The following is a 23,570-nucleotide window of genomic DNA, read 5'->3' as shown; positions in this document are numbered from 1 at the left end:
TGTGAGGCGGTGTCAGTCGACTGGTTCGTGGTCTGATTCCGGTTCCGGAAGTTCCTCGACGAGTTCGATCGCGCCATCGACGGCCTTCGCGGCATTTTCGACGCGCTCGCGGGCCTCCGCGGCGGACATGCCGGGACCCGTGACGCCGAGGGTCACCGGGGTGTCACGCTCGAGGCTGACGTCGGCCAGGCGGCCGGCGGCGGCGTCGGTGATCACCTGGTCGTGGTCGGTGTCGCCGGTGATGACTGTCCCGATTACGACGACGGCGTCGACGGCCTCGAGGCGGGCGAGTCGGTCGGCAGCGAGCGGCGCGTCGTAGACGCCGGGGACCGACACCACGTCGTAGACCTCTACCTCGGCGGCCTCGGCGGCCTCGAGGGCGGCGGCTTCCATTCGTTTGGTGATCGAACGGTTGAACTGGGCGATCACCAGCCCGAGCGTGGTCATACTCGAGGCGAAGCGTGGATGCCTAAAAGAGGTACCGCTATGGGCGAGTGTAGCGAGTTAGCGCGTGCAAAAACTCGTACCCGCTTTTCGGTCCGTTCGAGCGTCCGAGAACCGGTACTCGAGGCGGACTCCGCTGAAGCGCTCGAGCGAAACGCCCTTCCCGAACGGAGGGGTGCGGTCGACGACCGGAACGCCCTAGCTGTTGTACGGCGGCTCGTCCCGGTGATTGTCGGGGTTCTCCTGCTCGAGCGCCTCGTTCTCGCGCTCGGTCGAGCCGTGCTCGATGTCCTCTTTTCGCTCCTCTTCGGCTCGACGGCGCCGGGCCTCCTTTTCCTCCTCGGTGAGTTCTTCGTCCTCGTTCGCCTCGGGATCCTCTTTGGCCAGTTCGACGTCTCGGCCGTGATCTGTCTCTTCGGACATAGGCTTCACCAGTTTGTGGTTAACGATTCGCCCAAAAGGTCGTTGGGCTTGCAACCGCCATCGCCTCGTCGCCCCGCGGCTCCACGGTCAGATGGACGTCGTTCGAACGCAGACAGTGATTTAATATATTATCTGTAGTGTTTTACTATAAATATTAAACTATTGGGTGAAGCTGCCTCGAGTCGGTGATGTCCCCCACTTGACGTCGAAGTCGAGCGTCTCGAGTTCCATCGTCGCTTCCTCGTACTCCGCTTGCACGATGGTGTATCGATGCTGATCGGTCACCGTCCCGTTCGGCCGCGGCGAGTGCTGGCGCAGTAGCCCCTCGTGGCGGCCGCCGTACTTCTCGACGTACTTCTCGATCATCCGTCGGAACGACTCGTTATCGGCGGCGCAGGTCGTGTAAAACGCCTCGAGGTCGTATCGCTCGAACGTCAGTTCGACGAACGCGGATGCCCGCTCGAGGCCGTACTCGCGACCCCAGTACGCCGGTGCGAGGACGATGTCCGATCCGGCACGGCGGGCGTCCCACTCGGGTTTGTAGGCCGTGGTCCCGACGATGTCTCCCCCTTCGTCGTTGGATCTAAGGAGGTACCGCGCCCGCTCGCGGTCAGCCCACTGCTGTTCGGCCCGGTCGACGAACTCGGCGACCTGATCGAGTCGCTGGAGCCGGAACCACGGCATGTGTTCGGTCGCATCGGTTTGCCAGTCATCTCGACTCACGAACGCATACAATTCGAACGGGTCGACGGTTTCGTGGCTGATTCGTTCGAAAATCAGTCGGTCCGTCTCGAGGCGCGTGGGAAACAGCGCGTGCATTGTGCTATTCGTGTATCCGTCGAACTCGAGGGGTATAAGATGAGGAGTGTGCACTCATCGCGAGCGAATAAAGTGAGCGAGCGAGCCAAGGAATCCCTCGAAGGCGAGGCTTTGCCGCGCCGGAGGGGGTGACGCCGTGCTTTTCATCAACGGTTTGCCGAGCGACTGAGCGAAGCGAAGGAGCGTAGCGCAAACGGTTGGCTGTCACAGGTGGCGGAGAATCTCACCGACAGCGACACCGATTGATGGCCTCAGCTAGAAGCGAAGCCAATGAGCCAGACCCGCGCGTCGCTCCACCGGCGCCTGTGGAGCACGTATCGATCCGTCCCACTCATCTACCGCATCGCCGTCGCGTTCGTCCTCGGCACCGCCCTCGGCGCCGTCGCCGGGGAACGGGCGGGCGTTCTCAGCCCACTGGGGGATCTCTTCTTGCGTCTCCTCGAGATGCTCATCATCCCGATCATCGTCTTCACGCTGCTCGGCGGGATCCGCAAGCTGACCCCGTCTCGGCTGGGTAAAGTCGGCGGGCTCACGGTCGGGCTTTACATCGCAACGACGACCGTCGCGGCCGTCATCGGCCTCGCAGTCGCGAACCTGTTCGACCCTGGTACCGCCGTGGAGTTCACCGGTGGCGAGGCTCGAGAGGCCGAGCCGCCGACGGTCACGGAGGTCCTGCTGGGGATCGTCCCGGAGAACCCGCTCGGGGCGATGGTGGAGGGCGACATCCTCGCGACGATCTTCTTCGTGATCGTCTTCGGGCTCGCGCTGACGTCGGTCCGCGAGGCCACGAGCGACGAGTCCGTCGAAGGGGCGATCGGCGGCTTCTTCGCGTTCATCGACGCCGGTACGCAGGCGCTGTTCAAGATCATCTGGGGCGTCCTGGAGTACGGCGTCATCGGCGTCTTCGCGCTGATGGCTGCGTCGATCGGGACCGAGGGACTCGGGGCGATCGTGCAACTCGGCGCGCTCGTGGGCGTCATCGCGGTGGGGATCGTGATCCACATGACCGTCACCTACCTCGGCGTGATGACGATCGGAATCCTCGGGCAGTCGCCGCTTGACTTCCTCAATGGGGCGAAAGACGCCATGCTGATGGCGTTCACGACGCGTTCCTCGACAGCCACCTTGCCCGTCACGATCACGAACGCCGAGGAGAACCTGCGGATCGACGAGTCGGTCTACGGCTTCGGGCTGCCCCTCGGGGCGACGATCAACATGGACGGCGCGGCGATCCGGCAGGCAGTTACGGCCGTCTTCGCCGCGAACATGGTTGGCATCTCGCTGGGACTGGGCGAACAGGTGCTCGTCCTCTTTACGGTGATCCTGATCAGCATCGGGACGGCCGGCGTCCCCGGGGCCGGGCTCATCATGCTCACCGTCATCCTGAACGCGCTCGGCCTGCCCCTCGAGATCGTCGGCTTCGTCGCGGGGGTCGATCCGATCCTCGGTCGGATCGCGACGACGAACAACGTCACCGGCGACCTCGCGGTCTCGTCGGTCGTCGGCAAGTGGACCGGGGCGATCGACCTCGCGGACGGGGCGTGGGCCGACGCGCCTGTTGACGGGGGGCCGGAGGAGACCGTGACGACCGATTGACGAACGAGTTGCTCTCGTCGAGTGTATTCGTCGAGTATCTTGCCAGCCGTTCTCCTCGAGTGTTCTCGCCAACGTCATTCGTGATAGATGACGACGACGCTCGCTACATGAACCCGCGATCGACCGCGTCCTCTTCGATCAGGTCCTCGAGTTCGGAATCCAGCAACTTCTCGGCGTCTTCGAACTCGTTGGACAGCCCCTCGAGTTCGTCGGGGCGGTCGTACTGGTCGTAGGCCATCGGTCCGAACGCGGGGCTCTCGAGGGCGCCCATCACGTCGTCGAAGATGTCCTGTGGCCGCGTGGGCGCGTCAGCGTGGGTCTGGACGACGGTCTCGAGGCGTCTGGCAACCGACTGGGCGTGGTCCTCGTCCTCCGGCGGGGACTGGACGGCGAACCGGCTGGGCGTCTCCTCGTTGGGGAGAAACGAGCCGATCTCGTCGTCCAGTCGGCGGGCGACCCGGCTCCCGACGCCTCTGACCTCGTAGGGATTTTTCGCATAGGTCTTCAGGACGAACAGCCCGACCCGAGGGTGGGCGAGGTACATGTCCTTACCGACCCCGCGAGCGCGGTCGCCGGCGACCGCGCGCCAGCCCTCGGGGTCGACGTCCCGTTCGACGACGTCCTCGAGCACGTCCTGCCAGTCACGAATCCGCATACTCGAGGATACGCGTCGGGAAGAAAATACGTATCGGTCGGGGCGACCTGCGCCCCGTCCGCTGCGTAAGGCGACGTTTCCAGACAAATGCGGGATTGAATCGCCGTCTCGTGATCGGTTTCGGGATCGCTCGAGAACCACAAGAGCTACGAAACCCCCGTTCCGGACTCCGGTAAGAACGGATTTCGTATGCCCGCCATCGATACATTCCCGTTGACGGAACTGTTTCGAACCGCACCCGTCGAAACCGCGCTCGTCGTCGTCACACCGGTGGTCCTCGCGTTCGCCCAGCTCGCGATCGGGGTACTCACCCACGGACCGCTCCTCCCCGTGATCGGCTTCGCAATCGTCATGGGCGCATTCGCCGCCGTCGCCGCCGGCTTTCTCGAGGCGACCCATCGGCGGCGGCGACTCGAACTCGAACTCGAAGGAGTCCCCCTCGAGCCGTAACGTGGATCGAACGGACTCCCCTCGAACCGTGACCCGAACTCAGAACCGCGATCGGGCTTCCCCCGTCACGGATCGTGCTTCTCGAGCCGTGTAGACGGTCCAGCCCGAGAGACCGACGACGAGGAGGCCGGCGGCGAACGTGCTCCAGAACAGCGCGCCGACCATTCCGAGGGCGGGAGCCGCGACGATCAGCCAGAGGCCGAGGATGGCGACCAGTGAGGCGACGACCGGGCTCAGCGGGACGTCGTGTCGGACACGATAGTAGTTGTATCCGGCCGCGAGTGCGATGACGAGGCCGACGAGGAGGTTGTTCGTGACCGCGGTCGACGTCGCTCCCACGTCGAGGAGGAGTCCCGAGAGCGCGACCCAGAGGCCCAGTCCGGCGATGATCGCGCTGAGAATCGGCGTCTGTTTCCGCCGCTCTTCGTTCGCGATTTGGGTCGACTCGTCGTGCGGGTCACGCTCCATGGTTCGGTGACTCCCGGTCGATTCGGCGTGGCGATCGGCCATGATCTCGAGCGGGGTGGGCGCTCGTCGGTTCGACTGTCTCACGGTCTCGTCGGTCGGCGAGGATCGACAAAAGCCCGTTCTACCGTTACGGCCTTCTGTGGGCAACTACTCCGGTAATACGGTGTTTCCGGGCCAGAAACGATCCGTGGGAGCGACGCGAGAGCGACCGATAGCGTTTTTCCCTCTCGGGTCCGTCAGAATAGCCGTGAACGTACGCGGAACCGTCGCCGGCGAGGTGTCGATCCGAACGGTGTCGACGAGTTACGGCGAGAGCGAACTCGCGGAGGTGCCCGTTCGCGTGGAGTCGTTCGAGGGCGAGGCGACGGGTTCGGAGGCAGCGGCTAGTACGGGGTCGAACCGGGACTCGGAATCGGACACGGACGCGGACACGGCCACGGTCACCTGCTGGGGCAAGTGGACCGAATCCGCCGAACGCCTCGAGCCGGGAATGGAACTACTGGTCACGAACGCCGAGGAGCGGGAGTACCAGGGCGAGACGCAGTACTCGACGACGAAGGAGTCCTATGTCGTCGTCGAACCGAGCTTCCTCGTGAACGTGACGGCTATTCGCAACTGGGTCGAGTGCCCGCGCCTGTACTACCTGAACAAGCTCTCGGGCGTTCCGCTCAACTATCCCGTGGTCAAGGGGACCATCGTCCACGAGGTCTTCGGCGACCTGCTCCGTGGTCGCGACCTCGAGGCCGCCATCGACGAGCGGATCGACGACCGCGGTCTCGAACTGGGCCTGCTCGGCGAGTCGCCTGCAACAGTCGAGGAGGACGTCCGGAAGAACGCCGCGGCCATCGAGGGATGGCTCGAGCAGGGTCGGCTTACGGGTGGGGATGGGGTGGCCGCTGCCGCCGAAGATGGGGTGGCCGCTGCCACCGAAGACGGGTCGGCTACTGTCGACAACTCGTCTCAATCGTTCGCCCCCGAAGCAAACGAGTGGCGCTCCGAGCAGTTGCTCATCAGCGAGACCTTCGGCATCCGCGGGCGGGCCGACGCCATCCGCCGCGGGGCGCCCGTCGAACTCAAGACCGGAAAGAACCTCCGGAAGGAACCCCGGTTCAAGGACAAGGTGCAGGCGGCCTGCTACGCCCTCCTGCTCGAGGAACACGCCGACCCCGTCGATACCGGAACCCTGCTCTACACCAAGAACTCCGCACTCGAGCGCGATGAGGAGACCGGCGACCTCACGCCCGCGAAAGACTTCTCGATGGGGGCCGGACTCCTGAAGTATGTCGTCCGCCTGCGAAACGAGATCGCGGCGATGGAGATGTCGGGGTCGATCCCGACCGGAAAGGAAGCGGACGCGAAGTGTGAGTACTGCTTCGAGCGCGACACCTGCATGGTCGTCTCCGGGCGCCTGGACCAGGAGTCGAAGGCCGGGTCCATCGGCCAGGCGCTCCCCGACGAGGAACTCGAGCACTTCGATCGCTTCTACCACGCCATCGAGGAGGAGCGCCGCGAGGTCCACCGGGAGTACGCCAAGCTCTGGGAACAGACCGCCGAGGAACGCGCCGACGACGACCGGGCGATCATCGACCTCGAGTTCGACGGCATGCGCGAACTCGAGGGCGGGCGCTGGGAGTTGCGCGCACGCCAGCGCTCCCCGGCGACCTCGAAGATCCGCGAGGGCGACCTGGTGCTCGCGAGCGACGGTCATCCCGTTCGGGGGGAGGCCGAACTCGCCCGCATCGAACGGCTGGACGAGGAGGTCGTCCTGACCGCCGACGAACCCGTCGAGGTGACTCGGCTGGACATCTACCCCTCCGAACTCACGACCGATCGATTGCTGACGGCCCTGCACGACGCCCTGCTGAAGGGCGACCAGCGGCGAAAGGACGTCCTCTTCGGTCGCGTCCAGCCGGAGTTCGACGACCTCGAGGAGACGTTCGTCGATAACAACACTGCACAGGACGAGGCGGTGCGAAAGGCCGTCGGCGCCCGGGACTGTGCGCTGATCCACGGCCCGCCGGGGACCGGGAAGACCTACACCATCGCTCGCGCGATTACCGAGATGGTCGAGCGCGGCGAGCGCGTCCTCCTGTCGGCCTTTACCAACCGCGCCGTGGACAACGCACTCGAGGCCGTCCTCGAATCGTTCGACGAGGCCGGAATCGACCCCGACTCCGTCGTCCGGGTCGGCAGCGAGAGCGGAGTCCGCGAGGACATGCAGCGCTACCGCCTCGAGCGGTCGGGCCACCCCGAGAAACGGCTCGAGGAACTCCAGAGCGCACGAGTGGTCGCGGCGACGACGGCCTCGTGCGGTTCCCGGATCATGGCCGAGCAGTCGTTCGACGTGGCGCTGGTCGACGAGGCGGCCCAGCTCACCGAACCGGGCACCTACGCCGCCATCGAACTCGCCGACCGGTTCGTTCTGGTCGGCGATCACGAGCAACTCCCGCCGGTCGTGCGTGCAGAGAACGACCTCTCGACCTCGCTGTTCGAGCGCCTCGTCGACCTCCACCCCGACGCCGGCGTGATGCTCGACCGCCAGTACCGGATGAACCAGCGCATCCAGTCGTTCGCCTCGCGAGAATTCTACGACGGGGAACTTCGCCCAGCGACGCCCGAGGTGGCCGGCCGGGCCCTCGACGACCTCGAGGGTGTCTCCCGCGACGCTCTTCCCGAATCCCTCCGCGACCCCGTCGCGTTCGTCCCGGTCGAGGGTGACGGTGAGCAATACACGGACGCCGTCGAGGCCGACCGTATCGCCCAGTTGATCGAGACCTACGAGCGGGCGGGAGTCGACCGAAGCCAGATCGGCGTCATCGCGCCCTTCCGAGCACAGGTTGCGACCATCTCGAACGCGGTCCCGGGCGACGTCACTGTCGACACCGTCGACCGATTCCAGGGCTCGAGCGAGGAGGTGATCGTCATCTCGTTTACGGCGACCGGCGACCTCGAGGGGCCGATCTTCGAGGACTACCGGCGGATAAACGTCGCGCTCACCCGACCCAAACGGGCACTCGTTCTGGTCGGTGATCCAGCGGCGCTCGAGTCCGATCAAGTCTACGCGCGGTTGCTCGAGTGGGCCTACCGGTAGCTCCCGGTTTCGGCCAGGACGAGGGTAGCTTGCAGGTGCAATCCAAGTCGTCAACCCGCATCCAGTGTATACGTAGATACAGTATGGCAGCACCACAACGCAGACCCGACTCCTCAAGTCTCGCCGAAGTACTCGACCGAATCCTCGACAAAGGCGTCGTCATCGACATCTGGGCGCGCGTCTCGGTCGTCGGGATCGAACTCCTGACCGTCGAAGCCCGCGTGGTCGTCGCCTCGGTCGACACGTTCCTCCATTATGCGGAGGAAATATCGAAGATAGAGCGGGCAAGTTCCGAGGGCGATCTCGAGGACCTCGAGGAACTCGAGATCGAGCAGCGACCTGAATCGTCGCCGAAGTCGGCGGCCGAGTGATCACCACGAATGGGCTCGGACTCCGGACGCAAGCGAAAGGTTCGCGGACGGAAGATCAGGAGCGACCGATCTGTCAAGGAGCGACGGAAGGCAGAAAAACAACGTCGTCGGGCAGCGAAGGAAAAGGGTAACGGGAGCGGCGCCACTGGTACAGCCGACGCCAGCACCGACGTCCTTCGCTCGCCCCAGTCGGCGGCACCGGAACCGTTCGTCTCGACCGACGCCGTCGAGGAACTGACGACCCGGATCGGGCGCTGGCTCGAAGCCGACCAGCCAGTCCACGTCGTCGGGCCGACCGGTTGCGGGAAGACCGCGCTGGCGCTCTCGGCGGCGGCCGAACGCGGTCGTCCGGTCGTCTGGATCGACGGCGACCAGGCGGTCGACACGGGTACCCTCGTTGGCGAGCACGCCGGTGGCGAGAGCTACGTCGAGGACGACCAGTACGTCAGTGGGGTCCACAAACGGACCGAGGTCGTGCGCGAGCGGTGGGTCGACAACCCGCTCTCGGTGGCCGCCCGCGAGGGCGCGACGCTCGTCTACAACGAGTTCTCCCGGAGCGACCCGCTCGCCCACAACGTCCTGCTGTCGGTCTTCGAGGAGGGTGTCCTCGAGCGTCCGGGAAAACGTGGCGACGATCGAAAGATCGACGTCCATCCGGAGTTCCGGGCGATCCTCACCTCGAACACGGCCGAGTACGCGGGCGTCCACGAACCGCAGGACGCCCTGCTGGATCGAATGGTCGGCGTCCACGTCGACTACTACGACGCCGAGACCGAGCGCGAGATCGTCGCTGCGCACGTTGACTTGCCGGACGACCAGATCGAGCGGGTCGTCGACGCGACGCGTGCGCTTCGCGAGGAACTCGACGTGGTCGTTGGGACCCGCGTCGCCATCACGGCGGCGAAGGGGCTCGCGGTCTTCGGCTCCGGGAACGACGACGCCGTCGACGACGAGGTACTCGTGACGGTCTTCACCGACGTCCTGGCGCCCAAGTTCGCCGGTCGCGAGGACGGGTCGGACGTCGCCACCCTCGAGGACCGCGTCGCGGACGTCATCTGATCGACGCACCCACTACCCAACGTACACCAACCACTAACTCGCTCGACGACGAAAGAAAACCTATGGCCGAAGCAGAATCCGCGTCGACCGACCAGTGTAAGGCGATCACGTCCTCCGGAGAGCGGTGTTCGCGGCCCGCCCAGGAGGATGGATTCTGCCACCAGCACGGGCCGGACGACGAGACGGTCGACGAGGAGGAGGCGAGCGAGAACGCCGACGAGTCGGCTACGGAGGGGTCGGCTACGGAGGACACCGACGAAACCGACGAAACCGGCGATACCAGCGAGGACTCACAGATGAACCAACAGGAAACCACAGACCCAGACGCGGTCGACACCGACGACGTCGACATCGAGGCCGAAACGGACGACGACCAGCTCGAGGGATTCCTCGCGATCCGACGGCGAATCGAGCGCGCTGCCGATTCGATCATCGGCCACCCCCTCGATACGATTAGCGAAATTTCGCCAACCGACGAGGGCTGGGTGGCGGTCGTCGACGTGATCGAGCGACGAGCGGTGCCCGACACCCAGGACATCCTGGGGCGGTACGAACTCACCCTCGACTCGGACGGCGCGATTCAGGGCTACCAACGCCTCGACCGGTTCCGTCGCGGCGACACGGTCGCGTTCGAGTGAGCGGACGGCCTACACGTCTGGTGTTTGGCCGGTAGCCTCGAGGCCTGCCGATACCGTCGTGTCCTGCTGGTAGCCTCGAACCCGGCCAGTACCCTCGAGTCCTGCAACTGTCGGCCCCCTCGAAACCCCGCCGACGCAACACTCTCCTTTCCAGAACTCGACGTCTCGAGCGTGTACGACTCCGATCGCAACGTACTCGTCCGAGGCGTCGACCTCGACGCCGAAACCCGCTGTGCCCACTACCGGAGCGACCGCGACGTCGTCGCCCTTCGCTTTGGCTGCTGTGGGGACTTCTTCGCGTGCTACCAGTGTCACGAGGCCGTGACTGACCACGAGGCGGTCCCGTGGCCGCGCGACCGGTTCGACGAGCCCGCGGTCTACTGCGGCGCCTGTGGATCGACCATGACGGCCCCCGAGTACCTCGACTGCGAGCACACCTGCTCGCGCTGTGGTGCGCTGTTCAACCCGGGCTGTCGACGACACGTCCACCTGTACTTCGAGGGCGTCGGCTCGCACGTGGAGGGGGTAGACTCGAGCGACCGCGCGGATACGAGCCTGACGGACGGAACTCGCTGACTCTCGACGGATAACGGCCGCCGTCCGAGACGAACCGTGGCCAACCCAGCAGGTATTTTTGCGTTCGGACGCCGCTATCGAGTATGGACTCCGCGCTTGGTCCCCCCGAATCGATGTCCGAGCGGCGCGCGGAACTCACGCCGATGATGGCCCAGTACCACGACCTCTGTGCCCGGTACGACGACGCCATCGTCCTCTTCCAGGTCGGCGACTTCTACGAGACCTTCGGCGGCGCTGCTGAGACGACCGCGCGGCTGCTCGAGCTAACCCTCACCAGCCGCGAGGATTCGACCGGCGAGTATCCCATGACCGGGATTCCCGTCGACAACGCCGCCACCTACGTCGAGGACCTGCTCGAAGCCGGCTACCGAGTCGCCATCGCCGATCAGGTCGAGGAACCGGGCGAGTCGGCGGGCGTCGTCGAACGGGCGGTAACCCGGGTGATAACGCCCGGAACACTCACGGAGGACGAACTGCTCTCGAGCGACGACAACAACTTCGTGGCAGCGGTCGCCGTTGGCGACGGTTCCGCGAACCTGAACCCGGACGCCAACGCCGACACGGACGTCGCCCTCGCCCTCCTCGACGTCTCGACCGGCGACTTCCTGACCACCAGCGCGAGCGACGCCGAACGAATCGCCGACGAGATTAGCCGCTTCACCCCCGCCGAGGCGGTCCTCGGCCCGAACGCCCCAGACGATATCCTCCCGGAGCGGTGTATGGTCACGCCGTTCGAACCCGAGGCGTTCGACCTCGAGCGGGCCACGGATCTCCTCGAGACGTACGTCGCTCGTACAGAGGCGCTCGTCGCGAGCGATGCGGAGGTTCGCGCCTGCGGCGCCGTGCTCGCCTACGCGGAGTACGTTCGTGGGGGCGTCGAGGGGGCTGTGGACGAGGACGACCACGGTCACGGGCACGAGGAGAGGGACGACAGCGAGACGGACGACGGTGGATCGGCCGAGCCCGAGCACCATGGAGACGAAAACGTAGACGGAGGTAGAGACGGAGACGAAGACGAGGGCGACGAACCAGACCGCCCACGTCTCGAGTACCTCTCGCGACTCCGCCGGTACGACCCCCGCGAGTACCTGCTACTCGACGCCGTCGCCGTCCGAAGCCTCGAACTCTTCGAACCGCGAGGCGTTCACGGCCGCGAAGAGGCCACCCTCGTCGGCGTCCTCGACCAGACGGCGAGCGCCCTCGGCGGTCGCAAACTCAGGGACTGGCTCCGGCGACCGCTGCTCGAGGCCGAACGGATCGACGGCCGCCTCGACGCCGTCGAGGAACTCTCCCGAGACCCCCGCACCCGAGAGGCGATCCAGGGCGCGCTGACGGGCGTGTACGACCTCGAGCGGCTCATCGGACGCATCTCCCGGGAGCGAGCCAACGCGCGTGATCTGCGCTCGTTGCGTGACACGCTCGCCACGGTCCCCGAAATCCGGAACGCGCTCGAGGACGCCGAGGCCGGTCGACTGAAGCGAATCCGCGAGGCACTCGACCCGCTCGAGGACGTCCGTCGGCTGATCGACCGGGCCATCGTCACCGACCCGCCCCACGAGATCACCGAAGGCGGCATCGTCGCCGACGGCTACGACGACCGCCTCGATACCCTCCGGGAGACGGCCAGGGACGGCAAGCAGTGGATCGACGACCTCGAGGACCGCGAGCGCGAACGGACGGGCGTCGACTCGCTCAAGGTCGGCTACAACTCCGTTCACGGCTACTACATCGAGGTCACGAACCCGAACCTCGAGGCCGTCCCGGAGGACTACCAGCGCCGACAGACGCTCAAGCGCTCTGAGCGCTTCGTCACGCCCGAGTTGAAAGAGCGCGAGGACGAGATCGTTGGCGCGGAGAGTCGGGCCGACCAGCGCGAGTACGACCTGTTCTGTCGGATTCGTCGCGACGTGGGTGCGGAAGTCGAGCGCGTCCAGACGCTCGCCGACGCCCTCGGGGCGCTCGACGCGCTGTGTTCGCTGGCGACCGTCGCCGCCGAGTACGATTACTGTCGGCCCGAGATACTGGAGTCTGGGGGCGACAGCGATGGAGACGCCTCCCGCATCGAAATCGAGGCCGGCCGTCACCCCGTCGTCGAACGAACCCAGGAGTCGTTCGTCCCGAACGACGGGCGCTTCGACGCCGAGAATCGGCTGGCGATCATTACGGGACCCAACATGTCCGGAAAGTCGACGTACATGCGTCAGGTCGCCCAGATCGTCCTGCTGGCGCAGGTGGGGAGCTTCGTACCCGCTCGAGGCGCGACGCTCACGCCGGTCGAGCGGATCTTCACCCGAGTCGGCGCTAGCGACGACATCGCGGGCGGGCGATCGACGTTCATGGTCGAGATGGACGAACTGGCGACGATCCTCCAGGAGGCCGACGAGCGGTCGCTCGTCCTCCTCGACGAGGTGGGCCGGGGCACCTCGACGAGCGACGGCCTCGCTATCGCCCGTGCGATTACCGAGTACCTCCACGACGAAATCGGGGCGCTGACGCTCTTTGCGACCCACCACCATCCACTTACCGAACTGGCCGACGACCTCGAGGGGGCGTTCACCCGCCACTTCGAGACGACACAGGTGGACGGCGAGGTCACCTTCGACCACGAAATTGCCCCCGGCGCCGCTGCCGGCTCGTACGGTGTCGAGGTGGCGACGGCGGCGGGCGTTCCCGACCCGGTCGTCGAGCGCGCTCGCGTGTTGGTCGACGGTGACGAAGGTGACTCAGCAGCCAGTAATTCAGCCGGTGGCAGGTCGGGCGAGAGTTCTGCAGCCGCCTCGAGCGACGTCGGATCGACTCCCGCGCCAACGGTGAGTTCCGACGGCGGCGACGACCCGAGCGACGTCGCGGCCGAGCTCCGGGCACTCGACCTGGCCCACCTGACTCCCGTCGAAGCACTCACCGAACTCGATCGGCTGAAGCGGTTGCTCGAGGAGTGAGTCAGGACTGGTTGGTGAAGCGTGGCTATCGGGGAGGGAAAGCAACCGATGATCGACAGACGAGAAGTGGCGCGATCACCGAGTCGATACGTGAAGAGTCGTCAGATCGTCTCCCGTCAGTTGTCGCCGGCTTTGCCCTGCCAGGCGTACGAGCGGCGTTTGGCGGACTTGCCGAAGCCACACGACGAGCAGACGCCCTTCTTGACGTGGTAGGATTTCTCACCGCAGCGCCGACATTTGACGTGCGTCGTCTTGTTCTTCTTTCCTTGGCTCGGGGTTCCTGCGCCAGTCATGGAGTGATCGAAACGACGTTATCGCCGCGTATAATGGTTGTGTCTTGGACCGACGGCTCGTCGGTCGGGTCCGTTTCCTGCGAGACGGTGACGTCCTCGAGGACGAGATTCATGTGCTGGTCGTAGCCGGCGAGATCGCCGACGTACTCCTCGCCGCTCTTGAGTCGAACGCTGACCCGGTCGCCGAGTGACGCTTCGAGGACGTCTAGCGGTCGTCCACTCATACACGTGAAGGCAGTTGTTGGACACTTAACCGTACCGGTCCGGCTGCTCGGGTGGGGCCGCCCTGGTCCGGAGCTAGCCTCGAGTCGAACGCAATTGAAGCACCGCGACTATTTAAATGAGGGGAATATTTATATACTGAATACCATCTTGTGGGTGGCTGGGCGACGGGTGAAGGTTTACCGCTAGATTCGGAATATAAGCAGTGCCGGAGTGCCTCTGACAACCGGCGATTCGGCGGGTCCCCGTGCCCGGGGGACGCGCCGTGGTACTACCTTTTGACCGACACAGTCGTCGTCAGAGCGATCGCGTGTGATCTACTCGTACACGGATCTCGAGCCTCGCTTCCGACCGTTCAGTGAAGCGAGTCGAGGTCGGCGTGGTCGGCGAGAAGCGCCTGCATGTGCTCGACAGTCGTCGCGTCGCGGGTGCGGCCGCTCCGGACGATCTCCTCGGCCCGCTCGACGGTCGTGAGCGTGTCCGACTGGACCATCAGGACGGGGACGCCTTTCTCGGCGGCCTGGCCGAGGATCGCCCCGGACGGGCGGTGACCGCCGGTCAGGATGAGACACTTCACGCCTCTTGCCTCGAGTGCCGCGGAGTGGATGTCCGCGCGGTCGCCACCCGTGATGACGGCGGCGTTTTTGGTCCGCCGGAAGTGCCTGAGCGCGCTGTCGGCGCCCATCGCCCCGACGGAGAAGCGCTCGACGTACGCGTCGAGGCCGTTTTCGGAGAGTACGCGCCCGCCGAGTTCGTCGGCCAGGTCCTCGACGGTGACGCCGGCCAGCGTCTGGTCGCGTGGCAGGACCCCGTGGACGGGTACGCCCCGCCCCTCGAGGAAGGGCGCGACGTCGGACTCGAGCTGGTCCCGGACGGAGTCAGCGACGGCGTTGAAGAGGACGCCGTCGAACTGGTCGCCGAACGCCTCCGCCGCCGCCAGCACGTCGTCGACGTCGCCCGGGGTCTCGTAGGAAGCGATCACCAGCACGCGCGCGTCGACCAGCGACGCGACGTCCGCGTCGGTCAGGTCCACGATGGCGCCCTGCTCGAGTCGCCCGGCGCCCTCGAGGTACATTCGGTCACGACCCGCCGCGAGGGCGTCGTAGGCCTCCGAGACGCGCTCGCGCAGTTCCTCCGGGTGTTCTCGGCCTCGAATCGCCTGCTCGATGAACGTCGGTGAGTAGACCACGGGCTCGAGGTCGTGCATCTCGGCGTCGAGACCGAGAATTTCGCGAGCGAGCATCGGATCGGTGTCGAGGGTCTTGCCGACGTTGCTCTGGAGTCGGGTCCCCTTGGGCTTCATGTAGCCGACGTCGTCGCCGGCTTCCGCGGCGTGGTTCGCCAGCGCGAGCGTGATCGCCGTCTTGCCCGTGCTCTCCTCGAGGGAGGCGACCAGGATCGGTCGGGTGTCGTTCGTCTTCGCGTTCGCCGTGGTGTCGGTGTCGGTTTTGGTTTCGGTTTCCGTATCTGAGTCGGTCATAGCTCCTCCGTGTCAACGGTCAGTCTGAGGTCGATCGCCTGCACGCCGTCGGACCCGGCGACGAGGGGGTTCACGTCGAGTTCGAGGATTGCCGGGAAGTCGGTCACCAGCTGCGAGAGCCGCTGGATCGACTCGACGACGGCGTCGACGTCGGCCGGGTCACGCCCTCGAGCGCCCCGCAGGAGCGGCGCCGCCTTGATCTCGTCGACCATCTCCCGGGCCTCGCTCTCGCCGATTGGCGCGACCCGGAGCGACGTGTCCTCGAGGATTTCGACGAAGATGCCGCCCAGTCCGAACAGGAGCAGGGGACCGAACTGCGGATCTCGGTTCATCCCGATGATGGTCTCGGTCGAGGACTCGAGGTCGAGCATCTCCTGGACCTGGACGCCGATGATCGTCGCGCCGGGCTGGTAGTTTCGCGCCTTCGCGACGATGTCCTCGTAGGCGTCGTAGACTTCGTCGTCCGCGACTCCCACGCGAACGCCGCCGATGTCGGACTTGTGACTGATGTCCGGGCTGACGATCTTGAGGACGATGTCGCCCTCGATGGACTCGGCGACCGCTCGCGCGTCCGCCGGATCGTCGACGATCTCGCCCGTCGGGGTCGGAATGCCGTAGGCCTCGAGCAGGTCCATCGCCTCGACGCCGAGGCGGTTGTCCGACCGTTCGCGGGCGGTCTCGAGGATTTCCCGGGCCCGCTCGCGGTCGATGTCGAAGCTGGCGGGCTCGTCGGTCGTCGCCTCGCGAATCGAGCGGTAGCGCTCGAGGGCGTCGAGCCCCGAGACGGCCCGGGCGGGGTCGAAGTAGTTGGGGATGCCGGCCTCTCGGAGGACGGCTTCCGCCTCGCGCGATCGACTTCCACCCATCAGGCTCGTGACGATGGGTTTCTCGTGCTCGTTTCGCTTCTCGATCACGACTTTGCTCAGTTCGTCGTACGGGAGCACGGCCGTCGGGGCGCTGACGACGACGGCGCTGCCGACGTTGGGATCCGAGAGGGCGACGTCGAGCGCCGTCTCGAACCGCTCGACGTCGGCGTCGCCGATGACGTCGATCGGGTTGTAGACGTTCGCCTCCTCGGGCATCGTCTCGGTCAGTCGGTCGATCGTCTCGTCGGCGAAGCCGGCCATCGACAGCGTCGAGTCGCCGACGGCGTCGGTGGTGAGCACGCCCGGCCCGCCGGCGTTCGTGACGACGGCGACGCCGTCGGTTGCGGGCGTCGGTAGTCCCGAGAGCGCCCGCGCCCAGTCGAACAGTTCCTGGACCGACCGCGCCCGGAGGACGCCCGCCTGCTCGAGGCCGGTCTCGTAGGCGGCCTCGCTGCCAGCGATGGCACCCGTGTGCGAGGAGGCGGCCTGTGCGCCCGCGCTAGTCCGGCCCGACTTCACGAGCACGATCGGCGTGTCGTCGCTCACTTCGCGGGCGACCTCGAGGAACTCGTCGCCGTGGTCGATTCCCTCGAGGTAGCCGATGACGACGTCCGTCTCGGGGTCGTCGCCCCACTCGCGGACGAAGTCGGTCTCGTCGAGTACCGACTTATTGCCCAGCGAGACGACGTCCCGAAAGCCGATCCCCTGTTCGTTCGCCCAGTCGAGGACCGCGGTAATGAACGCGCCCGACTGGCTCATGAACGACACCGAGCCCTCGATGGCGTTCTCGGGGCCGAACGTGGCGTTCATCCCGGTCTGTGTGTTCATAATCCCCAGACTGTTGGGGCCGACCAGATTCAGGTCGTACGACGTGGCGAGGTCGCGCAACTCGCGCTCGCGAGCGGCGCCCTCGCCACCGGTCTCGGCAAACCCGGCCGTGATGACGACGACGTTCTCGACGCCCGCCTCGGCGCTCTCCTCGATCGCTTCGAGGACGATCGACGGCGGGACGACGATCACCGACAGGTCGACCGGCGGCGCGCTCGCGACGTCCGGGTAACTCTCGAGGCCCAGCACGGACTCCCGGTTGGGGTTGACGGGGACGACGTCGCCCCGAAAGTCCGCCTGCAGATTCTCGAGAATCGCCCGTCCGACGGCGCCCTCGCGGTCGGTCGCGCCGACGACGGCGACGGTCTCGGGTGCGAAGAGATCGCGTAACCTTCCCATCGAATGTACTCTTTCTCGGGAGGTGAGTTAAACGTGGGGCCGTTCCCTGCGGGTGGGATTCGCCGGAAGGGGTTAGTGGGTCGAAATCGCCGTGAACGACCGAGTCGAGAGGGCGATCGTCAGCAGGTAGACGGCGATGGCGACGACGATGATCGACCCGCCGGAGGGGAGCCTCTGCGAGATGGCCAGGACGAACCCACCGGCGATCGAGAGCTGTCCGAACAGGACCGAGAGGACGACGGTCTCCCGGAACCCGCGGGCGATCTGCGAGGCGGCCGCCACGGGAATCACGAGCATTCCGGCGACGAGGATGACGCCCAGCACCTGCATCGAGCCGACGACCACGACCGCGGTCATCACGATCAGGAGAGTGTTGTAGGCGGTGACGTTGAGTCGTGCGACGCGGGCAGCTTGCTCGTCGAACGTGATGAACAGCAGCTGTTTGTAGGTGTAAGCGACGACCGCGACGACCGCGACGCTGAGGACGGCCATCATCCGGGCGCTCGAGGCCGTCACGATCGAGAGGTCGCCGAAGAGGTAGTCCTCGATGCTGATGCCGCGTTGCCCGCGCCCCAAACTCACGATCAGGGTGCCGACGGCGAAACTGCCCGTCAGCATGATCGCAATGGGGACGTCGCCGTAGGCGTTCGTCCGCTCGGAGAGCCACTGGACGCCCAGCGCGCCCAGAATCGCGACGACGAGCGCCGCGTACATCGGCGATCCGGCCCAGCCGACCAGCGAGCCGGCAGCGAAGCCGATGGCAACGCCGGCGAAGGCCGTGTGTGCGAGCGTCTCGCCGATGAGTGCCATCTCCCGGTGGACGAGGAAGCTCCCGATGAGCGGCCCCACGACGCCGATCAGGACGCCCGTAGCCATCGACTGCCACATGAACGACCACTTGAAGACGTTCGTCCCGAGGTAGTAGTCGAGCCACTGGCCAGCGATCATGAACTGTTCGTAGGCTCCGGCCGCCAGCGGATGCGCTCGAAGCCAGTAGAGGACGACGAAGCCAATCATGACGGTGGCCACCAGCCCCGTCAGGGCGAGGCCGGCGACCTCGAGGCCGTATCGCAGGCCGGAGTCGTGACTCGAGACCGGTTCGGCCGCCCTGGCGGTGTCTGTCCCTTCGGTCATCTCAGTGATCGTGGTGGACGACCTGTCCGGTCGCCCCGTAGGCCTCGGCGAGGGCGTCGCTCTCGACGAACGACTCCGTGTCGCCGTGGTGGTACAGTTCCGTGTTGATACAGGCGATGCGGGAGGCGCGGTCGGTGACGACACCGATGTCGTGCTCGATGAGGATGATCGTGATCCCCGACTCGTTGAGCGACTCGAGTAGCTGGTAGAACGCATCGCGGGACTCGGCGTCGACCCCGACGGTGGGTTCGTCCAGCGCGAGCAAATCTGCCTCGCTCGCGAGCGCACGGGCGATGAACGTCCTCTGGCGCTGACCGCCCGATAACTGGGTGACGCGCCGGTCTGCGATGTCGGTGATACCGACCGTCTCGAGTGCGTCCTCGACGATCGCGCGATCCTCCTCGGTCAGTCGCGCGTGACCCGCGTGGGCGAACCGTCCCATGGTCACCGCCTCGCGAACCGTGACGGGCATCGAACCGCCCTGTTCGGTCGACTGCTGGGAGACGTAGCCGATGCGTTCGCCGTCGGCGAACTCGCCGACCGGTTCGCCGAAGAGGCCGACCGAGCCGCTGTCGGGCTCTAGCAGGCCGAGCATGAGGTGCAAGAGCGTCGTCTTGCCGGAGCCGTTGGGGCCGATCAATCCAAGGAACTCGCCTTCCTCGATAGTCAGCGAGACGTCTTTTACGACCGGCGTCTCGCCGTAGGCGAACGACACGTCGCGAACGTCGACCGCGGAAGTCACTGTCGACTCTCCGCCCGCGAGGGAGTTAGTTCTTGCACTTTTGTGCTGGTACTCGAGGGACATCACTCGGCTTTGAGAGCCGCGCGAAGCGACGGCAGGTTCAGTTCCTCCATCTGTTCGACCCAGCCCCAGCCGCGTTCGTTCCACTCGGCCATCGTGCCTCCGACGGGCGTCAGCGGCGCTGTCTCGGTCGCCTGACTGTCCTCGACGATGGTCTCGGCGAGCGGCGGGACCTCGCCCTCGGGAACCTCGAACGGATCGTAGAGAATCGTGTCGATACCGTGTTCGTCAACGAGTTCGATCGTCTCGGCGATTTCGCCAGGGTTCGGGGACTCCTCGGGTGAGACGCCGACTGGCGAGTGGAGTTCGAAGCCGTATCGACGCTCGAGGTACCGGAACGAGTCGTGGCCGGCGAGCACGGCGACCTCGAGTTCGGCGTCCTCGGCGAGCGCCCGGAACTTGGCGTCGACCTCGTCGAGTCGCTCGACGTAGGCCTCGGCGTTCGTCTCGAAGGTCTCCGCGTCGTCGGGTGCAACTTCGGCGAGTCCGTCGGCAATGGCGTGAACGACGTCCGCGGCGAGCACGGGGTCGAGCCAGACGTGTGGGTCGTGGAAGGCAGTCATCCCGGACCCGACGTCGGCGGCAACCTCGACGCGGAGCGGGTCGGCGCTCGAGTCCCAGACGGGTTCGCTCTCTCGTCGGAGTTCGAAGACGAGGCGCGTGTGTCCTTCCTCGAGTCCGCGTAGCTCGACGGTCTGGCCGTCCACGTGGATCTCGAGGACGTCCGTCGACGCGTCGTCGGGGACTCGGGCGTCGAGATGGGCGGATTCGTCGTCCTCGAGCGATAGCTCCTCGCCGTCCGCTTCGAGCGCCACCTCGAGTGTGATCGATCCGTCGACTGGAACGGATGGAATGCCGCCGTCCCAGTGGTCGCCGTGCCAGTTGGCGGTTACCTCGCCCGAGGAGGTGTGTAGTTCGACGGTCTCGACGGAGTGCGATTCTCCGTCGTGGTCACCCTCGCCCTCGTGGTCGTGGTCCTCGTGATCGTCGTGATCATCGTGACTGTCGTTTTCGTGGTCGTCGTCGCCGTGATCGTCGTGATCATCGTGACCGTCGTTTTCGTGGTCGTCGTGGTCGTCCTCGTGGTCGTGACCGTGATTATCACCCGAAAACGACAGAAACTGATCTTCAGAAACGCCCGTAAGCGCGTCTACGACCGCCACGTCGGTTCCGTCCGCTTCCGCCTCGAGTTGGGCGGCGATGTCCTGGGCCCAGGTGAATTCGGGCGAGTCAAAGTAGACGAATGCGTCGGTTTCGGCGACGGTTCGAACCAGATCGCCCTCGGGGCTCCAGCCGTGACCCAACTGGCCGGCGTCGACGGGGTCCTCGAACGATCCCACATCGCCCACCACCTCGTTCGTCCAGTCCCAGAGCGGGAAGAAGGCGGCGTATCCGGTGACATCGTCGGATCCACTGCCGTCAGTCTCGTCCCCGGGTTCGCTCAGACACCCTGCGAACGCACCGATACCGAGAGCCGTCGCTCCACGACCCAGTACACGTCGGCGTGTCAGTTCCATACCTTCACCAGCGGTCACGTCGATAAAAGTGTTATTATATCGTCGTCCAATATTAATAACTCGTGGCAGAATCACGGGGGTGGATTATTAGAACGCTCTCGATCAAACTCTTCAAGCATCGCTCTCGTTTGAGGCCGCGCCGGACGATACTTTCACTGCGACTCGCTGCCGACGGACTGGTGACGCGAGCCCCGTCGATCACCCGACGTCACTGGAGGAAGAATACCCCTCCAAACGTCGACCGCTGAGAGGAACCGGACGACAACTCTCGGTTTCTCTCATCAGTTCTGTCTTGGACACCACTAGATGAAACGGGCCTACTGGGAACGAACGCAATTCACTCGACCACCGAGACCACCAGGGCGTTCGTCAGTTCCTCGAGTTCCGTCGGATCGATCGGAAACACCGCCGTGGGCGTTCCGGCCGCCGCCCAGACCGTCTCGAACTCGAGCAGCGTTTCGTCGAGGTACATTGGGACGGGCCGGTCGTGACAGAACGGCGGTACGCCGCCGATCGACCAGCCCAGTCGGGACTTGATTCGCTCCGGATCGGCCATCTCGACGGTCTCGGGCGCGACGCCGACGGCCTCTGCCAGTGCACCTTCGTTGACCCGATTCGCGCCGCTCGTGACCGCCACCACGAGGTCGCCGTCGGCGTCGAATGCCAGCGAACTCGCGATTTGGGCGACGTCGCAGCCGACGGCCTCGGCGGCGTCGGCAGCCGTCTTCGTCCCTTCCGGAAACTCCTTGACGGCCGGATCGAACCCGTACTCCTCTCGAGCCTGTGCGACGAAGGTCGCTGCACGCGGATGCATTAGCCTGAGACTCACACGCACGGGTTTAATAGGTAGCGGTCGCCCACCCAGTCTCGTAGCGGTTGCCCACCCAGTCTCGTAGCGGTCGCCCGGCTTTCGTGACCGCCTCGGCGATCCGAGCGACCACCGCAATCAGCGCACTTCTGCAGACACGGAGACGGACTCGAGGCGACGGTACGTCGCCCCTGAATCTCGTTCGTGTTCGTACTCACACTCACACTCGCACTCACACTCGTGCTCACGCTCGAGACCAAAGACGTCGAGGCGAACGACGAGTCGCCCCGGGTCGACGGTCGCCCGGAGCACCGGACCGCGACTCGTCACGACGACGTACGGCGGGGCCGCAACCGGTCGTGCAGGCAGGGCGTACCCCGCCGATTCGACCAGGTCGTCGAGGAGCGGTGGGAATGCCCACAGGAGTCCAGCCGCCTCGAGTTCGGCTCGCAGGGGGTCGACGACGGCCGCTCGTTCGGTGACGGTCTCGGCTGCCCACGCCTCCGAGACAGCATCCGCAGCCGCCTCGAGACGCCGCAGAACCCCTCCGTGCTCATCGCGGAGCCGTCTCTCGATCGCTCGCGTCGTGGCTCGGCGGTTCAAGGACGACCACCCGCCGTTGCTGTGAGTCGGGGCGTCACGAGTCCGCAGCGTCCAGCCACTGCCGGACCTCGTCCCGGGTCGGGAGCGCCGTCATCGCCCCCGGCTCGGTCGTCGTTTGGGCGGCCACCGCGCTAGCGAACGCCAGGGTCTCCTCGAGTCCCCGTCCCTCGCAAAGCGAGGCAACGAGTCCGGCAACGAACGCGTCGCCCGCGCCGGTCGTGTCGACGACGTCGACCTCGAATCCGGGGTGCTCGAAGACGGCCTCGGGCGTCGGCGCCGTTCCGTCCGTCACCACCATCGCGCCTTCGCTCCCTCGCGTGAGGAAGACGGTGTGTGGGCCGTACTCGAGGGCGTCGCGGGCGACGGCTTCCGGCGTCTCGCCCGCACAGCCGAGCAACTCGAGTTCCTCGACCGTCGCCTTGCAGACGTCGGTGTGAGCGAGCGCTCGCCGACCGATCCGTTCGAACGTCTCCCGGTCGGCCCACAGTTCGGGCCGGTGGTTGGGATCGAAGGAGGTCGTACAGCCGGATTCCTGGGCGCGCTCGAGCAATTCGAGGGTCGCCTCGCGCGAGCGGCCGCTCGAGAGGGTGACGCCGCCGGCGTGGACCCACTCGAGCGAGTCGAGGGTGTCGTCGCCGACGGTTCCGGGCTCGAGGCGCGTGTCTGCGGTCCCGTCGCGGTAGAACGAGAACGTGCGGTCGCCCGACTCGTCGTGGGTGACGAACGCGAGCGTCGTCTGTGCGTCGGGATCGACCTCGACGTAGTCGGGGGGGAGGCCGTGATCGGCGAGGACGTCCACCAGGTAGTGACCGAAAGGGTCGTCGCCTACGCGCGTCCAGAGGGCGGGGTCGTGCTCGAGAAGAGCGAGCGCGACGGCGACGTTCGCGGGCGCGCCGCCTGGTCGTCGTTCGAACTGGTCGACGGCCGAGAGCGGTCCCGGCCGGTCGGGGAGGAAGTCGACCAGCGTTTCGCCGGCGACGAGGACGGATGGGTTCATACGAGCGGATCGGTGGTCCTCGAGTATAGTGTTCCGGGTTCGAGTGCGTGGTTCACAGGCTCGAGCACCGAGCGGGAAACCGGGTCGAGAAT

23 protein-coding genes are annotated in these 23,570 nt (G+C 66.0%); 8 read left to right on the top strand and 15 right to left on the bottom strand.

Translation table 11 applies throughout. The features are described 5' to 3' along the window. Positions 1-12 precede the first annotated feature (12 nt). From ribH to ACFQO4_RS14480, 3 genes are all read right to left on the bottom strand, one after another. A complete protein-coding gene (ribH, locus tag ACFQO4_RS14490; protein ID WP_500261586.1) occupies positions 13-447 on the bottom strand; it encodes a 6,7-dimethyl-8-ribityllumazine synthase in 435 nt (144 codons plus the stop codon). 195 nt (positions 448-642) lie between these two features. Next, positions 643-867: a hypothetical protein gene (locus ACFQO4_RS14485; protein ID WP_500261585.1), complete on the bottom strand. Its 225-nt coding sequence runs from the start codon at positions 865-867 to the stop codon at positions 643-645. Between the two features lie 159 nt (positions 868-1,026). Next, positions 1,027-1,686, bottom strand: a complete 660-nt coding sequence (locus ACFQO4_RS14480) for a GNAT family N-acetyltransferase (RefSeq protein ID WP_500261584.1) — start codon at positions 1,684-1,686, stop codon at positions 1,027-1,029. A 270-nt stretch (positions 1,687-1,956) separates the two neighbouring features. On the opposite strand from ACFQO4_RS14480, the gene ACFQO4_RS14475 reads away from it, so the two are divergent. Beyond that, a complete protein-coding gene (locus ACFQO4_RS14475; protein ID WP_500261583.1) occupies positions 1,957-3,282 on the top strand; it encodes a dicarboxylate/amino acid:cation symporter in 1,326 nt (441 codons plus the stop codon). 103 nt (positions 3,283-3,385) lie between these two features. Here ACFQO4_RS14475 and ACFQO4_RS14470 read toward each other — a convergent pair whose 3' ends face one another. Beyond that, positions 3,386-3,937 (bottom strand): hypothetical protein, encoded by a 552-nt coding sequence (locus ACFQO4_RS14470; protein WP_500261582.1) that lies wholly within the window; start codon positions 3,935-3,937, stop codon positions 3,386-3,388. 189 nt (positions 3,938-4,126) lie between these two features. Here ACFQO4_RS14470 and ACFQO4_RS14465 point away from each other — a divergent pair, with 189 nt between their 5' ends. After that, positions 4,127-4,387: a hypothetical protein gene (locus tag ACFQO4_RS14465; protein WP_500261581.1), complete on the top strand. Its 261-nt coding sequence runs from the start codon at positions 4,127-4,129 to the stop codon at positions 4,385-4,387. Between the two features lie 39 nt (positions 4,388-4,426). Here the strand turns inward: ACFQO4_RS14465 and ACFQO4_RS14460 are convergent, their stop codons facing one another. Continuing rightward, a complete protein-coding gene (locus tag ACFQO4_RS14460) occupies positions 4,427-4,939 on the bottom strand; it encodes an SPW repeat domain-containing protein (RefSeq protein ID WP_500261580.1) in 513 nt (170 codons plus the stop codon). A gap of 163 nt (positions 4,940-5,102) precedes the next feature. Here ACFQO4_RS14460 and ACFQO4_RS14455 point away from each other — a divergent pair, with 163 nt between their 5' ends. The 6 genes from ACFQO4_RS14455 (at position 5,103) to mutS (ending at position 13,529) form a co-directional block, all read left to right on the top strand. Beyond that, entirely contained in the window at positions 5,103-7,946 is a 2,844-nt protein-coding gene (locus tag ACFQO4_RS14455; RefSeq protein ID WP_500261579.1) for an AAA domain-containing protein, read from the top strand. 83 nt (positions 7,947-8,029) lie between these two features. Then, on the top strand, positions 8,030-8,317 hold the full coding sequence (gene gvpA / locus ACFQO4_RS14450; RefSeq protein WP_312909280.1) for a gas vesicle protein GvpA: 288 nt from the start codon (positions 8,030-8,032) through the stop codon (positions 8,315-8,317). A gap of 9 nt (positions 8,318-8,326) precedes the next feature. Beyond that, a complete protein-coding gene (gene gvpN, locus ACFQO4_RS14445; protein ID WP_500261578.1) occupies positions 8,327-9,376 on the top strand; it encodes a gas vesicle protein GvpN in 1,050 nt (349 codons plus the stop codon). Between the two features lie 62 nt (positions 9,377-9,438). Continuing rightward, positions 9,439-10,014, top strand: a complete 576-nt coding sequence (gene gvpO, locus ACFQO4_RS14440; RefSeq protein WP_500261577.1) for a gas vesicle protein GvpO, halophile-type — start codon at positions 9,439-9,441, stop codon at positions 10,012-10,014. Between the two features lie 171 nt (positions 10,015-10,185). After that, on the top strand, positions 10,186-10,590 hold the full coding sequence (locus ACFQO4_RS14435) for a CHY zinc finger protein (protein WP_500261576.1): 405 nt from the start codon (positions 10,186-10,188) through the stop codon (positions 10,588-10,590). 83 nt (positions 10,591-10,673) lie between these two features. Beyond that, positions 10,674-13,529, top strand: a complete 2,856-nt coding sequence (gene mutS / locus ACFQO4_RS14430; protein WP_500261575.1) for a DNA mismatch repair protein MutS — start codon at positions 10,674-10,676, stop codon at positions 13,527-13,529. Positions 13,530-13,645: 116 nt separating this feature from the next. On the opposite strand, the gene ACFQO4_RS14425 is transcribed toward mutS, so the two are convergent. From ACFQO4_RS14425 to ACFQO4_RS14380, 10 genes are all read right to left on the bottom strand, one after another. Further along, a complete protein-coding gene (locus ACFQO4_RS14425) occupies positions 13,646-13,822 on the bottom strand; it encodes a 50S ribosomal protein L37e (RefSeq protein WP_500261574.1) in 177 nt (58 codons plus the stop codon). Then, entirely contained in the window at positions 13,819-14,046 is a 228-nt protein-coding gene (locus tag ACFQO4_RS14420) for an LSM domain-containing protein (protein WP_253437509.1), read from the bottom strand. Before ACFQO4_RS14420 ends, ACFQO4_RS14425 begins: the two co-directional genes overlap by 4 nt. A gap of 353 nt (positions 14,047-14,399) precedes the next feature. After that, on the bottom strand, positions 14,400-15,524 hold the full coding sequence (locus tag ACFQO4_RS14415; RefSeq protein WP_500261573.1) for a phosphotransacetylase family protein: 1,125 nt from the start codon (positions 15,522-15,524) through the stop codon (positions 14,400-14,402). Continuing rightward, a complete protein-coding gene (locus ACFQO4_RS14410) occupies positions 15,521-17,617 on the bottom strand; it encodes an acetate--CoA ligase family protein (protein ID WP_500261572.1) in 2,097 nt (698 codons plus the stop codon). The genes ACFQO4_RS14415 and ACFQO4_RS14410 overlap by 4 nt, the downstream gene beginning before the upstream one ends. A gap of 72 nt (positions 17,618-17,689) precedes the next feature. Beyond that, a complete protein-coding gene (locus ACFQO4_RS14405) occupies positions 17,690-18,646 on the bottom strand; it encodes a metal ABC transporter permease (RefSeq protein WP_500261843.1) in 957 nt (318 codons plus the stop codon). A gap of 106 nt (positions 18,647-18,752) precedes the next feature. Beyond that, positions 18,753-19,493, bottom strand: coding sequence for a metal ABC transporter ATP-binding protein (locus ACFQO4_RS14400; protein WP_500261571.1), 741 nt, complete (start codon positions 19,491-19,493; stop codon positions 18,753-18,755). 62 nt (positions 19,494-19,555) lie between these two features. Further along, the gene (locus tag ACFQO4_RS14395; protein ID WP_500261570.1) at positions 19,556-21,070 is read right to left on the bottom strand and encodes a metal ABC transporter substrate-binding protein; all 1,515 of its coding nucleotides are present in this window, start codon (positions 21,068-21,070) and stop codon (positions 19,556-19,558) included. Between the two features lie 337 nt (positions 21,071-21,407). Then, entirely contained in the window at positions 21,408-21,884 is a 477-nt protein-coding gene (locus tag ACFQO4_RS14390; RefSeq protein ID WP_500261569.1) for a YbaK/EbsC family protein, read from the bottom strand. A 132-nt stretch (positions 21,885-22,016) separates the two neighbouring features. Then, positions 22,017-22,481: a DUF7988 family protein gene (locus tag ACFQO4_RS14385; RefSeq protein WP_500261568.1), complete on the bottom strand. Its 465-nt coding sequence runs from the start codon at positions 22,479-22,481 to the stop codon at positions 22,017-22,019. Positions 22,482-22,515: 34 nt separating this feature from the next. Then, a complete protein-coding gene (locus ACFQO4_RS14380) occupies positions 22,516-23,478 on the bottom strand; it encodes a carbohydrate kinase family protein (RefSeq protein ID WP_500261567.1) in 963 nt (320 codons plus the stop codon). Positions 23,479-23,570: the final 92 nt, after the last annotated feature.

It is taken from the genome of Saliphagus sp. GCM10025334, from assembly GCF_042663485.1.
Classification (GTDB): Archaea; Halobacteriota; Halobacteria; order Halobacteriales; family Natrialbaceae; genus Natronosalvus.
The sequence above is the reverse complement of the archived record's forward strand: the minus strand, read 5'-3'. Positions and strand labels throughout refer to the sequence as shown.